General features: G+C 63.4%; 13 protein-coding genes. 5 read left to right on the top strand and 8 right to left on the bottom strand.

Annotated elements, in window-relative coordinates:
• Positions 1-12 precede the first annotated feature (12 nt).
• The 8 genes from AB1J88_RS17640 to cbiE form a co-directional block, all read right to left on the bottom strand.
• Positions 13-1392, bottom strand: a complete 1380-nt coding sequence (locus tag AB1J88_RS17640; RefSeq protein ID WP_430291598.1) for a PepSY-associated TM helix domain-containing protein — start codon at positions 1390-1392, stop codon at positions 13-15.
• Between the two features lie 115 nt (positions 1393-1507).
• Positions 1508-3628: a TonB-dependent copper receptor gene (locus AB1J88_RS17635; RefSeq protein ID WP_430291597.1), complete on the bottom strand. Its 2121-nt coding sequence runs from the start codon at positions 3626-3628 to the stop codon at positions 1508-1510.
• An 85-nt stretch (positions 3629-3713) separates the two neighbouring features.
• Positions 3714-4154: a DUF2946 domain-containing protein gene (locus tag AB1J88_RS17630; protein ID WP_222016801.1), complete on the bottom strand. Its 441-nt coding sequence runs from the start codon at positions 4152-4154 to the stop codon at positions 3714-3716.
• 21 nt (positions 4155-4175) lie between these two features.
• Entirely contained in the window at positions 4176-4652 is a 477-nt protein-coding gene (locus AB1J88_RS17625) for a copper chaperone PCu(A)C (protein ID WP_430291596.1), read from the bottom strand.
• A gap of 48 nt (positions 4653-4700) precedes the next feature.
• Positions 4701-5099, bottom strand: coding sequence for a DUF2946 domain-containing protein (locus tag AB1J88_RS17620; RefSeq protein WP_108181550.1), 399 nt, complete (start codon positions 5097-5099; stop codon positions 4701-4703).
• A gap of 259 nt (positions 5100-5358) precedes the next feature.
• Positions 5359-6087 (bottom strand): cobalt-precorrin-6A reductase, encoded by a 729-nt coding sequence (locus tag AB1J88_RS17615; RefSeq protein ID WP_430291595.1) that lies wholly within the window; start codon positions 6085-6087, stop codon positions 5359-5361.
• Complete coding sequence (locus tag AB1J88_RS17610; RefSeq protein ID WP_430291594.1) at positions 6084-7181, bottom strand: cobalt-precorrin-5B (C(1))-methyltransferase; 1098 nt, start codon at positions 7179-7181, stop codon at positions 6084-6086. The genes AB1J88_RS17615 and AB1J88_RS17610 overlap by 4 nt, the downstream gene beginning before the upstream one ends.
• On the bottom strand, positions 7174-8385 hold the full coding sequence (gene cbiE, locus AB1J88_RS17605; RefSeq protein ID WP_430291593.1) for a precorrin-6y C5,15-methyltransferase (decarboxylating) subunit CbiE: 1212 nt from the start codon (positions 8383-8385) through the stop codon (positions 7174-7176). Before cbiE ends, AB1J88_RS17610 begins: the two co-directional genes overlap by 8 nt.
• Before the next feature lie 270 nt (positions 8386-8655).
• Between cbiE and AB1J88_RS17600 the strand changes: the two genes are divergently transcribed.
• The 5 genes from AB1J88_RS17600 (at position 8656) to cobJ (ending at position 13766) form a co-directional block, all read left to right on the top strand.
• Positions 8656-9270, top strand: a complete 615-nt coding sequence (locus AB1J88_RS17600; protein WP_430291592.1) for a hypothetical protein — start codon at positions 8656-8658, stop codon at positions 9268-9270.
• Positions 9271-9417: 147 nt separating this feature from the next.
• Entirely contained in the window at positions 9418-10716 is a 1299-nt protein-coding gene (cobG, locus tag AB1J88_RS17595) for a precorrin-3B synthase (protein WP_430292697.1), read from the top strand.
• Positions 10709-11335 carry a precorrin-8X methylmutase gene (locus AB1J88_RS17590; RefSeq protein ID WP_108181556.1) on the top strand — a complete coding sequence of 209 codons (627 nt, stop codon included), beginning with the start codon at positions 10709-10711 and terminating at the stop codon, positions 11333-11335. The genes cobG and AB1J88_RS17590 overlap by 8 nt, the downstream gene beginning before the upstream one ends.
• Positions 11332-12066, top strand: coding sequence for a precorrin-2 C(20)-methyltransferase (locus AB1J88_RS17585; RefSeq protein ID WP_430291591.1), 735 nt, complete (start codon positions 11332-11334; stop codon positions 12064-12066). Before AB1J88_RS17590 ends, AB1J88_RS17585 begins: the two co-directional genes overlap by 4 nt.
• Positions 12066-13766, top strand: coding sequence for a precorrin-3B C(17)-methyltransferase (gene cobJ / locus AB1J88_RS17580; RefSeq protein WP_430291590.1), 1701 nt, complete (start codon positions 12066-12068; stop codon positions 13764-13766). The genes AB1J88_RS17585 and cobJ overlap by 1 nt, the downstream gene beginning before the upstream one ends.
• Positions 13767-13988 lie beyond the last annotated feature (222 nt).

Below are 13988 nucleotides of genomic sequence, written 5' to 3'. Positions count from 1 at the left end.
ATCTCGCCTGCTTCACGATGAAGTTGAGGCAGATTCAGCTTGGCGACCCAGACGCGACAACAGCAGGCGATCCAGCAGCCAGACCAGCACCAGCGAAGCGCCCACCAGCGGAAAAATCAGCGCCAGCACCAGCATGATCGCCATCCCGGTTTTCCATTTCGGCAGGTCATGGCGCAGCGGCGGCACGCCGAACTTGCCTTGCGGGCGACGCTTCCACCAGATCACCACACCGCTGACGGCGCTGAGCAGAATCATCAGGCAGATCAGCAGCACGATGATCTGGTTGAAGGTGCCGAACATCTTGCCCTCATGCAGCATCACACCGATTTCCGTGGCCCGTGCCACCGCGCCGTACTGCTCGAAACGCACATCGGCGAGGACCTTGCCGGTGTACTGATCGACATGCAGGGTCGCATCGTTACGCGGGTCGTCGGCGAACACGGCAATGGTGAACACGCCGGTCGCGGTGGTCGGCAGGGTGATGCTGTAGCCGGGTTCGACCTTGCGCTCAATGGCGATGTTCTGCACGTCTTGCAGGCTGATCGCGGGCGCGGCGGGACCGTGTTGCATGCCGCCGTGGGCCATGTGTTCGGCATGGTCACCGGACATCGGCATCGGCGTGTTTTCCATCGCCCATGGCACGGTTTGGCGCGCGGCGTTATTGAGGCTGCCGGCCTCGACGTCGGAGGTCGGCACGTTGTTCCACATCGCGGCCGGGAACACGTTCCACACCTGCGCATATTGCTTGCCCCAGAAGCCGGTCCAGGTCATGCCGCTGAGCAGCATCACCAGCAACAGTGCGGCGCCCCAGAATCCGGTAACCGCGTGCAGATCACGCCACAACACCCGACCGCGACTGTTCAGCCGTGGCCACAGAATCCCGGCGGACTGCCCGCGCGGCCACCACAGGAACACTCCGGACACCACCAACACCACACCCCAACCGGCGGCGAGTTCGATCAAGCGGTCACCGAGCGTGCCGATCATCAATTCGCCGTGAATGGCGCGGGCGACGGCTTGCAGATTTTTCTTCGCATCCTGCTCGCCGAGGATGTCGCCGTGATACGGATCGATGAATACGTTGAGTTCATGCCCCTCATTCTTGACGACAAACTGAGCGCTGCGTTCGGCGTTGGCCGGCGGCAGGTATTGGCTGATCTGACCCTGTGGATAAGCGCTCTTGACCCGTTGCAGCAGGTCATCGGCCGGCACCGTGTGATGCCCGGCCGGGACGTTGAGCAGGCTGCTGTACATCAGTGAATCGAGTTGCGGTTTGAACAGGTAGACGATGCCCGTCAGGGCCAGCATCACCATGAACGGCGCGACGAATAATCCGGCATAGAAATGCCAGCGCCAGGCCAGGTTGTAGAAATTCGGTTTGGGCTTTTGCATCACGTTTGCTCCGCTTGGCGAATCGTTTTTAGATCAAAAGATCGCAGCCTTCGGCAGCTCCTACAGGATCTACGCGCTCCCATGCAGGAGGCTGCGATCTTTTGATTTTTTCTTGTCAGAAACTCATGTCGACCTTGGTCCAGAGCGTGCGCCCCGGCTCGTTAATCGCTTGCGGGTCGTTGGCCGGGTAGCCGAAACCGGCGTTGCCCGCCAGGTTCAGGTGCTCGGCGTAAGCCTTGCCGAACAGGTTGTCGACGCCGGTGCTGACCTTCCAGTTCTTGTTGATCCGGTAGGCGCCGTTGAGCGAGAACACGCCAAAGCCGCCGCTCTTGTCGTAGTCCTTGCCGACCACGTTGCCTTTGTTCTGGTCGATGCGGTTTTGCGCCGCGACCGCGCGCCACAGCGCCCCGGCGCTCCAGTTGTCTTCGCTGTAGGTCAGGCCGAAACGCGCATCCAGCGGTGGCATTTGCGGCAGGGCCTTGCCATCGCTGCTGTTCTTGCCCCAGGCGTACGCCAGGGTCGCGTCGGCTTTCCAGTTATCGGTGAGTTTGTAGGCGGCGCCGAGTTCGCCACCCATGATCCGTGCGTCGATGTTTTCCGCGCGCGAAGTACTCATGCCCATCATCGTTGGCGTGTAGTCGAACAGGATGTAGTCGCGCACCACACCGACGTAGCCCGAGGCCCAGGCTTCGAGTTCGGCGGTCTTGTAGTTCACGCCGAAGTCGAACTGGGTGGTCTTTTCCGGTTTGATCGAGTCGAACGCATTCAGCGAACCGGCCGGGCCGGACTTCGGTGAAAACAGCTCCCAGTAATCCGGAAAGCGCTGCGCGTGACCGAGGCCGGCGTACAGCGTGGCCGGTGTGTCGGTCAGGTCATGCTCGTAGCGCACGAAACCGCTGGGCAGGGTGTCGGCGCGGGTCTCGTCGGCGGTCGGGTTGGGGCGGCTCATCATCCCCGAGCCGATGCTCTGCCGGTAATCCTTGGCCGAGGCACGGTCGACCCGGGCGCCGGTAATCAGCCGATCGCGGTCGGCGGCGTACCAGGTCATTTCGCTGAACACGCCGTAGTTATGGAAATCGGCGTCCTTGGTGTAGGGCTGATCCTTGTAGGTGTCGATGCCCATGCCGCTGCGCTGGCGGTGTTCGTTGGTCTGCGCATCGAGGCCGGTGATCAGCTGGATGTCGGCCCAGCGCCAGGTCGCCTTGATCCGCGCGCCGAGGGTCCGACGGTCGACGTTGGAGGCCATGGGCCCGGCCATCATCCCGGTGCCGGACGGCGTGCGCAGGGTGTAGTTGTCCATCACATGGTCGGCGTAGTTGTAGTAGACCTGGGTTTCGAGTTTCTCCAGTACGTCAGTGATGTTGGATTTTTCGAAGCGCAGGCCGAGGCTTTCGCGCAGGAACTGCGAACCGTCCATGCCGCGTCCGGCGTAACGTGCTTCGCCGTCGCCCTTGCCGGCGGTGAGTTCGATCAGGGTGTCGGCGTCCGGGGTCCAGCCGACGGCGATGTCACCGTTCCACTTGTCGTAGCGCGAGGCAACGATGTCGTTGTTGCCGTCGCGGTAGTCGTCGGAGTGCGCGGTGTTGCCGATCACCCGCACGTAGCCCAATGGCCCGCCGGCAGCGGCGTCGACGACCTTGTCGAAGCGTCCGTTGGAGCCGGCCAGCACGCTGGCATTCACCCGCGTGCCGAGTTCGCCGAAGCTCTCCGGCTCACGGTCGAAGAGGATCGTGCCGGCCGATGCGCCCGGGCCCCAGAGTACGGTTTGCGGGCCTTTGATCACCGTGAGCTTGTCGTAGGTTTCCGGCGAGATGTACGAGGTCGGTGCGTCCATCCGCCCCGGGCAGGCGCCGAGCAGCATGCTGCCGTTGGTGAGAATGTTCAGCCGCGAACCGAACATGCCGCGCAGCACCGGGTCGCCATTGGTGCCGCCGTTGCGCACCAGGGCGAAGCCGGGAATGGTCTTCAGGTAATCGCCGCCGTCGCTGGCCGGCACCGGTTGGCGCGGGTCCTTGGGGTTGGTGACGATGGTCAGCGGCGAGCTCGGGGCGATGGCCGTGATCACCGTCGGGCTCAGTTCTTCGTTGTGCCCGGCGTGGTCATCGGCCAGCACCAGCGGCGACAGCAGGACGCCGCAAAGGACGGCGGTAGCGTGCGAGAAACGAATCCGCGATTCGTTCAAGGCGAAAGACGCCTGAGCAGTGCTCAAACGTGGAACAGCAGCAAACCTGGACATGACAATTTCCATCAAACAGTCGTAAACGACACGGCCGGCAGCCTGAAGCTGTCTTCTCAACCGTGTGCAATCAAAGGTGCGGTGTTTACGCTGTGACGGGCGGGGCGCGGGTGCGAGCGCCAGGGAAGAAGGTCTGCCGGGCATGGCCCAGACGCGGGGAGGATGGGACGAAGGTGTTGACGTGGGTGATGCTGAATGTGGCGAACGTGCCGCCACCGGTCAGCGCCGGGCAATTGAACAGCAGGCTGCAATAACCACACTTTTCCCACAGGGCGTGGTGCGATGATTGCGGCGGACAGTGTTCGGCAGCCGGTTGTGCGCCGTGCGCGGCGTGATCCATACCCGGCATGGCCATGTCCATGCTCATCGGCATGGAACTCGAGGCGTGCTGATCCATCGGCATCGACTGAGAAATCAGCGGGCCGATGAAGATCATCAACATGGCGAACAGGGCGATCCAGCTACCGCGGGTCAGAGCCTGACTCTGGCGATGCTTGCTGGACGCCCCGGCGCGTTGCGGGCGCACGGGCGTGGTCAGCCGGATCGGTTACTGGGCGTGATCGTGTGCCTTGGTTTCCGGTGGCTTCTTCTGCACCGCGACTTCGACGGTAACGTTGCCGGCCTTTTCGAAATGCAGGGTCAGCGGGAAGCGTTTACCGTCGCTGAGCAGGCTGCGGTCTTTCGGGTTGAGCAGCATCACGTGATAGGCCATCGGCGCGAACGTCACTTTGCCGCCGGCCGGGATCTCCACGTTGGGCACTTGCTGCATTTTCATCAGATCGCCCTGCATCACGTGCTCGTGCAACTGAGCCTCGTCAGTGATCGGCGAATCGACGCTGAGCAGGCGGTCGTCGGTCTTGCCGGGATTACTGATCACAAAATAAGCGGCGACGGTTGGCGCGTTGGGCGGCAACTCCTGCGACCACGGGTGAGCGATTTCCAGCTCGCCGGCCTTGTATTCGTGGGCATGGGCGAAGCACGCCGGCAGCAACAGCGCAGCGATGACGAAGAGTTTGTTCAACATGGCAGTTCTCCAGAACGATTTGATACGCAGGTCAATTGCGAGAACAAATCAAACCAGAGGCGAGGCGCGGGGATTAAGGCTCGGCCATTGCTGGCGCGGTGTCGGTGTTTGCAACGAGGGCGGCGCCACGCTGCGATTGCTTTCGAAGCGGGCAAAATACAGCTGCGGCGCATGCCCCGGCAACGCCACCAGCGGCGCTGAACCCGAGCAGCACCAGCAATGCTGCATGTTGGAATGGCTGTCGTTGGACGGGGCTTTCTGCTCTGGGGCGCCGATGTTGATCGCCACCATCTTCGTCCCGCTGCCGGTGCAGAAACTGCTCCACAGCAATTGTTCGGCCGGTGAATTGGCCGCCTGCGCCAGCGCCCCGGTCATCGGCATGGCGAGCATGTTGAACAGCACTGCAAAGCAGGCGATCCAGGCAAATGCGAGCCGGTGTCGGTTCATGGGACAGATCCGTTGGGTGGGCGATCAGGCGCGGGCTATTTAGCCTGATCAGGGCCGATAAGTAAAAAGGCGTCGTGCGGTTTGGTGTCGCAGATCAATGGAAATGAGTGTAGCGGTGGAAATGTGCAACGCCAGATCCGACGCCTTCGCGAGCAAGCCTGCTCCCACTGGGTTTCTGGCATACACAGACTATGCGGTTGCCGCCGACCACTGTGGGAGCGGGCTTGCCCGCGAAGGCGTATTCGAAATCTGCACCTGGCTAAAGCCGGGTGAAGGCGGCAAGGGCAGCGAAGACTTCAGCCGTCGTCAGAAACTCCCGATCAACTCCCGCCAACTCCGGCCGCTTCAACACCATCACCGGCACCCCAAGCTCCCGCGCCACTTCCAGCTTCGGCTCGGTCGCGGTGCTGCCGCTGTTCTTGCTGATCAGCACATCAATCTGCCGGCGTTCGAAGAGCGCGCGTTCTTCCGCAAGCAGAAATGGCCCACGGGCGCCGATGACTTCGCAGCGTTCGTTACCGGGATAAGCGTCGAGGGCGCGCAGGGTCCAGAACTGGTGGGCAGGGATTTCGTCGAGGTGTTGCAGCGGTTCGCGGCCGAGGGTGAACAGCGGGCGGCGGAACGGTGTGAGGGCTGCGGTCAGTTCGGCCCAGTCGCTGACTTCGCGCCAGTCATCGCCCGGTTGCGGCTGCCATGCGGGGCGGCGCAAGGCCCAGCAAGGGATACCGCTCAGTTGCGCGGCGCGGGCGGCGTTGTGGCTGATTTGCGCGGCGTAGGGGTGGGTCGCGTCGAGCAGCAGGTCGATGCCTTCGTCGCGAATGAACTGCGTCAGACCTTCGGCCCCGCCGTAGCCGCCGACGCGTACCTGGCAGGTCAGGTCGGTCGGCACCCGGCCCACGCCGGCCAGGCTGTAGATGTGTTCTGGCCCCAACGTACGGGCGATGGCCAGGGCTTCGGTGACGCCGCCCAGCAACAGAATGCGCTTCATGCAAAACCTCCGGCGTGGCCGACAATGCCGCCCTGGCGATCAATCGCAAACACCTCGACCTGAACCTGCGCCGGCACCACGCTGCGGGCGAAATTCAGCGCGTGGCGGCAGACCTCATCGCCGAGGGCAATGCCTGCCGCACTGGCCATCGCCAAGGCCTGCTGACTGGTGTTCGCTTCACGAATACTTTGCTGCAACGCCTGATCGGCGCCAATCGCCGCCGCCCATTCGGCCAGTTGCGGCAGGTCGATGCTGGAATGGCGCGAGTGCAGATCCATGTGCCCGGCCGCCAGTTTGCTGATCTTGCCGAAGCCGCCGCACAGGCTGAGTTTATCCACAGGCACTTTGCGCAGATGCTTGAGCACCGCGCCGACAAAGTCGCCCATTTCGATCAAGGCGATTTCGGGCAGGTCGTAGACCCGGCGCATGGTGTCTTCGCTGGCGTTGCCGGTGCACGCAGCGATGTGCAGGTAACCATTGGTTTTGGCGACGTCGATGCCCTGATGGATCGAGGCAATGTACGCCGCACAGGAAAACGGCCGAACGATACCGCTGGTGCCGAGAATCGACAGCCCGCCGAGAATGCCCAGCCGTGGATTCATGGTTTTCAGCGCCAGCGCTTCGCCGCCCTCGACATTGACCGTGACCTCGAAGCCGCCGCCATAACCGCTTTCGGCGGCGAGCAGGCTCAAGTGATCGCTGATCATCTTGCGCGGCACCGGGTTGATTGCCGGCTCACCGACGCCGAGCACCAGTCCCGGCCGGGTCACGGTGCCGACACCTGTGCCCGCGACGAAGCGAATCCCCGGCGCGGCCAGCAGCCGCACGTGTGAATAGAGCAGCGCACCGTGGGTCACGTCGGGGTCGTCGCCGGCGTCCTTGATCGTTCCGGCCTCGGCGCCGTCGGCGGTCAAGCGGCAAAACTCCAGGCGCATCTGCACCTGCTTGCCCTTGGGCAGGACGATCTGCACCGCGTCCGCCGAGGTACCGTCGAGCAGCAGGCGCGCGGCGGCAAGGCTGGTGGCGGTGGCGCAGCTGCCAGTGGTCAGGCCGCTACGCAGCGGCGCGGGTTGTTCGGCGGTTTCGTCACGCATCGAGGGGTTTGACCAGATCGAGCAAGGTGATCGGCAGCGCCTGCCGCCACGTGTCGAACTCACCGAGCGGTTGCGCCTGGGCAACGTGGATTCGGGTCAGTTCGCCGCCATGGCGTTCGCGCCAGTTCATCAAGGTGACTTCGCTTTGCAGGGTCACGGCGTTGGCCACCAGTCGACCACCGGGTTTGAGTTGATCCCAGCAGGTTGCAAACACGCCCTCACGGGTCACGCCGCCGCCGATGAAGATCGCGTCGGGGCGCTCCAGCCCGGCGAGCGCCTGCGGTGCGCGGCCCCGCACCAATTGCAGACCGGGTACGCCCAACGCGTCGCGGTTGTGTTCGATCAAGGCCTGTCGGCCTTCGTCTGCCTCGATGGCAATGGCACGGCAGCTGGGGTGCGCGCGCATCCATTCGATGCCGATCGAGCCGCAACCGCCGCCGACATCCCACAGCAGTTCGCCGGGGATCGGCGCAAGGCGGGCGAGGGTGATGGCGCGGACATCGCGTTTGGTCAGTTGCCCGTCGTGCTGGAATGCCGAGTCGGGCAGTCCGGCCAGACGCGACAGGCGCGGTGCCTGCGCATCGGCCAGGCATTCGATGGCGATCACATTCAGATCGGCAATCGTCGGGTCGCTCCAGTCATTGGCAGTGCTGTCGATGCGCCGCTCGGCGTCGCCGCCCAGGTGCTCGAGAACACTCAGGCGACTGCCGCCAAATCCGCGCTCGCGCAGCAGCGCCGCGACCGCCGTCGGACTTTGCCGGTCATTGCTCAGCAGCAACAGGCGTACGCCGCTGAACAGCTGTGCATTGAGTGCCGCCAAAGGTCGCGCGACCAGCGACAGTGTCACTACATCCTGCAACGGCCAGCCGAGCCGGGCGGCGGCCAGCGAACAGGAAGAGGGCGCCGGCAGGATCAGCATCTCGGCACTCGGCACCTGCCGCGCAAGGCTGGCGCCGACGCCATATAACATCGGATCACCGCTGGCCAGCACGCACACGGCTTCGCCGCGCTGCTCCAATACGGGCGCGAGGGAAAACGGGCTTGGCCACAACGCGCGTTCACCGCGTATGCATACCGGCAGCAAATCCAGTTGCCGCTGGCCGCCGATGATCCGCGAGGCGCCCATCAGGGCGCGCCGGGCATTTTTGCCCAGGCCCTTGAAGCCGTCTTCACCGATTCCCACAACCGTCAGCCAGGGTGTCATGCCGTTCCTTTAATCCAGGGTAGATCTTCAAGGGCGGCATGATAACGCGGCGGCCGGCATCTGACGCGGGTCTGTCGTCGCGGGGGCCGAAAGCCGCGCGGAAACGTGTTGTTGAGCAATATTGGTTTTTTCAACTGCTGTTTTTGTTAGTTTGCTTCAGGTCAGTTTTTTAATAAGTCTGGCGCAATAGATCGATAAATAATCAATGCCAAGTTGGCAGGAGATGATATGGATATCAGTTCCAATACACGTTTAAGTCAGAATAACGCAGTGGCCGTTAACAATATGTTATTCACCGGCCTGGAAGGTCGGGCCGAGGCCGATAACAACTTTGTGAAGCACTGCATTTATCTCGCGCAGATCAAGGCGGACGGCGTTTATAACAGCAGTACTCAGCCTGCGCAGTGGTTCGATCATTTTGCCGGTATCCTCTGGTCGTTTGGCTGGAGTCTTGAGGAACAGCCAGTGGTGCTGGTCCAGACGGCGTTTTCCGGGAGTGTGCAGGAGGCATGGCGGCGATTGACTGCGCCGTTGCTCGCGCGTTCGCAACTGACCCAGGTTGAAGCGGGACTGGCAGCGCTGGAAAAAGATGCGGCATTGTTGAAGCAGTTTTCCGCGCTGAGTGGCAAAACCTTCAACTCGCACATTTTGCCGGTCAGTCAGAACACCCGTGACGAGTTGGTGGTGGTCATCAGCCATATCCGCTTTATCAAGTTGGTACTCAATACCAACTATCTGTTCTGGCAGGTTCATCAACCGATGTCACAACTGGACATTCGCGCCAGAAAGCTGCTGATCAAGCGCCGGGCCATGGATGCCAACCGGGCAAGTGTGGAGCAAGCCATTCGCGAGAATGCGTCCAGGTTTGAGGAATACCAACTCTGAAGCAGCGCCTGACAGCGGGAATTGCAGCCTGGGTGCAATTTCCGACCGGCAGGCATTTTCATGCGCTCGGGCAAAGCAGGCATAATGGCGACCTTTCGCCCACCACAGCGCTGCCAGTCAGCCGGTCATCCCTTGAACGAACGCCCTTTGTCCACCGCTCTGCGCCCCTCGGCTTGTCCGGGGTTGTTGCGTATCGTCCAGGCGCTGGACGGCGGCATCTGCCGGATCAAGCTCAATGGCGGTTCGATCACTGCCGATCAGGCCGACGCGGTGGCCAATGCCGCCGAGCGTTTCGCCCGTGGGGAAATCGAGGCGACCAACCGCGCCAATCTGCAGATTCGCGGCATCGGTGAGCAGTCAGCGGTATTGACCGACAGCTTGCTGGCCGCCGGCCTCGGGCCGCAAACCGCAGCGGGTGACGATGTACGCAACCTGATGCTCAGCCCGAGCGCCGGTATCGATCGGCGGTTGCTATTCGATACCCGGCCTCTGGCCGAACAGATTCTGCTGACATTGCAGACGCATCCGCGCTTTCCCGAGTTGAGCGCCAAGTTTGCCGTGCAACTGGACGGTGGTGAGGCGTTGGCGATGCTCGAACATCCGCATGATCTGTGGTTGTCGGCGTTTGAGTGTGACGATGAAGTCTTGCTGGCGTTCGGTCTGGCCGGCTGTCCGACCGATCGGGCGGCCGGTGCCGTGACCCTGGAAAACGGCCATGCGTTGGTGGTCGCGGTGCTGGAGCTGTTCCTCGAGCGGGCTCGGCCGGAGCAGACGCGCATGCGCCATTTGCTTGATGAATGGCCGATGCCGGCCTTCCTCGAACAGTTGCGCGAACGGGTGGCGATCAAAGCCGTCGTTGCCCGACAGCGCACGCCGCTGGCGGAGGCTCTGCACATCGGTGTTCACCCGCAAAACGCTGCCGACCGGGTGTATGTCGGCGCGGTGCCGGCGCTTGGCCGTCTCGACCCGGCCATGCTGCGTGGCGCCGCCCGGCTGGCCCGCGAGTACGGTGATGGCAGCCTGCGTTTCACCCCGTGGCAAAGTCTGTTGCTGCCGAACGTGAAGCCCTCCGACGCGGCGCAAGTCTTGCAAACACTGACGCAATTGCACTGGCTGACCGATGCCAGTGAGCCGCTGTCCAGGCTGATTGCCTGCACCGGTTCCAGCGGTTGCGGCAAAGGCCTGGCCGATACCAAACACGACGCCCGATGGCTGGCGACGCTGTTGCCTCAGGCGCAGAACGTGCACCTGTCCGGCTGCCCGCGCTCTTGCGCGGCGGCCCACCGCGCACCCGCCACATTGCTGGCGATCAGCCCCGGTCATTACGACCTCTATTTTCGCGATGCAGCGCTGCCGGGTTTCGGCACGCTGTACGCACGCAACCTTACTATTGAAGCGGCCGCGATCCTGCTCGACGCCCGCTCACGGAGCCCCCTTGATGCTTGATTACATCCGCGACGGTCAGGAGATCTATCGCAACTCCTTCGCGATCATTCGCAGCGAGGCCAATCTGGCACGCATCCCGGCCGATCTGGAAAAACTCGCGGTGCGGGTGATCCACGCCTGCGGCATGGTCGAGGCCATCGACGGTCTGCAATTCTCCGAGGGCGCCGGCAAGGCCGGGCGCGATGCGTTGGCAGCCGGTGCGCCGATCCTGTGCGATGCGCGGATGGTCTCCGAAGGCGTGACCCGTGCGCGTTTGCCGGCGAACAACCCAGTGATCTGCACCTTGCGCGACGACAGCGTGCCCGACCTGGCCCGCGAGCTGGGCAACACCCGTTCGGCGGCGGCGCTGGAGTTGTGGCGACCGCATCTCGAAGGCAGCGTGGTGGTGATCGGCAACGCGCCGACCGCACTGTTTTATCTGCTGGAAATGCTCGACGCCGGCGCACCGAAACCGGCGCTGATCCTCGGCTTCCCGGTGGGCTTCGTCGGCGCCGCCGAATCGAAAGCGGCGCTGGCGGCTGACAGTCGCGGTGTACCGTTCGTGATCATGCAAGGCCGGCTCGGCGGCAGCGCCATGGCCGCCGCCGCAGTCAATGCCCTCGCCACGGAGGTCGAATGATGCAGGCAACAGGACGTCTGATCGGCCTCGGCGTGGGCCCCGGTGATCCGGAACTGATTACCGTGAAAGCCCTGCGTCTGCTGCGCGAATCGCCAGTGGTGGCGTACTTCGTCGCCAAGGGCAAGAAAGGCAATGCGTTCGGCATCATCGAAGCGCACCTGCAGGACGCGCAGAATCTGCTGCCGCTGGTGTACCCGGTGACCACCGAAGTGCTGCCGGCGCCGCTGTCCTACGAGCAAGTGATCAGTGATTTCTACGACGATGCCGCCGAAGAAGTCGCGGCGCATCTGGACGCCGGGCGCGACGTTGCAGTGATCTGCGAAGGCGATCCGTTCTTCTACGGCTCCTACATGTATCTGCATGACCGGTTGTCCACCCGCTATGAAGCCGAAGTGGTGCCGGGCGTGTGCTCGATGCTTGGCGGCGCCTCGGTACTCGGCGCGCCGCTGGTGTATCGCAACCAGAGCCTGTCGGTGCTCTCCGGTGTACTGCCGCACGAGGATCTGAAGCGCCGTCTGGCCGACGCCGATGCGGCGGTGATCATGAAACTGGGGCGCAACTTTCCCAAAGTCCGAGCGGTACTCGAAGAGCTCGGGCTGGCTGAGCGGGCGCTGTACGTCGAACGCGCGACCATGGCCAATCAGAAGATCGTACCGCTGGATCAGGTCGAGCCGATGTCCTCGCCGTACTTCTCGCTGATCATCGTACCGGGTGAACGGTGGCAAGGTTGATGACACAGTCCACTCCGGCCATTGTCATCCTCGGACAGAGCGCGCTGGCCACCGCGCGACGTATCCAGCAGGTGTATCCGACGGCGCAGATCCACGGCCTCGCCGGACGCGTCGAAGGCGCCGACCGCCGCTATCAGGAATTCGGCGCAACCCTGCGTGAGCTGTACCAGCAAGACACGCCGATCATTGCCCTGTGCGCGGCCGGCATTGTCATTCGCACCCTGGCGCCGTTGTTGCTGGAAAAAGGTGCTGAACCGGCGGTGCTCGCCGTTGCCGAAGATGGCAGCGCCGTGGTGCCGCTGCTCGGCGGCCTCGGCGGAGTGAATGTCATGGCCCGGGAAATCGCTGGCGCATTGCAGGTCGCAGCGGCGATCACCACCAGTGGCGAATTGCGCTTTGGCACTTGCCTGCTCAACCCACCCAGCGGCTATGCGCTGGCGGATCTGGAACTGGGCAAGCGTTTCGTTTCCGATCTGCTGGCCGGGCACAGCGTGCGCATCGAAGGTGCGGCGCCGTGGCTGGATCAGGCGCAGTTGCCGCAAGACCCGCAGGCGCAGCGCTCGATTCATGTCGGCAGTGCCGAACGTGTTGCGAGCGCCTACGAGCTGCTGATCTATCCGCGCAGTGTGGCGGTGGCGGTGAGTGCGCAGTTGGACGATCTGCCGCATGCCGTGCGCGCCGCGTTGCAGCAGGCCGGGGTTGCGCAGCAGGCGCTGGCCTGTCTGCTGGCGGCTGACACGGAAATGGCGGCGGCCAAACTGCGTGAAGCCGCGCTCGAACTGGGTGTGCCACTGCGCTTTGTCGCGGCGCACAACGACCTCGACGTATTGGCGCGTCAGGCACTGCCGCAGGCCACGATCAGCCGTGCCAACGGCTTGGCGATTGCGCGCGCCGAACAGCCGCTGGACGTCGCGCAGATCGGTCGTCAGCGTGGGCGCCTGGCGGTGATCGGCCTCGGCCCCGGCGCTGCCGAGTTGATGGTGCCTGCGGTCAAGGCGGAACTGGCGCGGGCCACCGATGTGCTCGGTTACGAAACCTATGTGCGCATGGCCGGCCCGTTTCGCGCTGATCAGGTGCAGCACTGCACCGACAATCGCGAAGAAATGCAGCGCGCCCGCCACGCCTTTCGGCTGGCGGCCGAGGGCCGTTCGGTGATCGTCGTTTCGTCCGGCGACCCCGGCGTGTTCGCCATGGCCGCAGCGGTGCTTGAAGCATTGCACGAGTCGACCGATCCGTCCTGGCACAGCGTCGAGCTGGAAATCCTGCCGGGAGTGTCCGCCTCGCTCGCCACGGCTGCGCAAGCGGGTGCGCCGCTGGGTCATGATTTCTGCGTGATGTCGCTGTCGGATAACCTCAAACCGTGGTCGATCATCGAGAAGCGTCTGGATCTGGCGGCCGCCGCCGATCTGGCCCTGGCCTTCTACAATCCGATCTCCCGGGCGCGTCCGTGGCAACTGGGACGTGCACTGGAAATCGTTGCGCAACATCGCACTGCGGCGACGCCGGTGGTGTTGGGGCGCGACATCGGTCGGCCGGGGCAGTCCCTGCGGGTCACCACACTGGGGCAACTGACCCCGGATCAGGTGGACATGCGCACCATGGTACTGATTGGTTCTTCGACCACGTGCACGTTCCCCAAGGCCGAAGGTGGCGAGTGGGTCTACACGCCGCGCTGGTACGGCGAAAAGCCGCAGTCATGAGCGCAGGCGAGGGGGCATGCTCCCTCGCTGTGCCGGACATGGCGGGTAGATTGTTTCCGGATTTGCCGATGTCATATCTTTCAGCAGGGCGTGTGTGATTTGCTCCATTGCCGCGTGGGCTCTTTCTTGTGACTTACATTTTGTCGGACTTATCCTGAATCTTGATTGGCCGCAGTAAAAGTCGATGCGCAGTTGTGCCGCCGACTTTCGCAGTTTTTTTAA

It is taken from the genome of Pseudomonas sp. S8 (genome assembly GCF_050473925.1).
Classification (GTDB): Bacteria; Pseudomonadota; Gammaproteobacteria; order Pseudomonadales; family Pseudomonadaceae; genus Aquipseudomonas; species Aquipseudomonas parakoreensis.
Note: the sequence above shows the minus strand (reverse complement) of the source record. Positions and strands in the feature narration are given on the sequence as shown.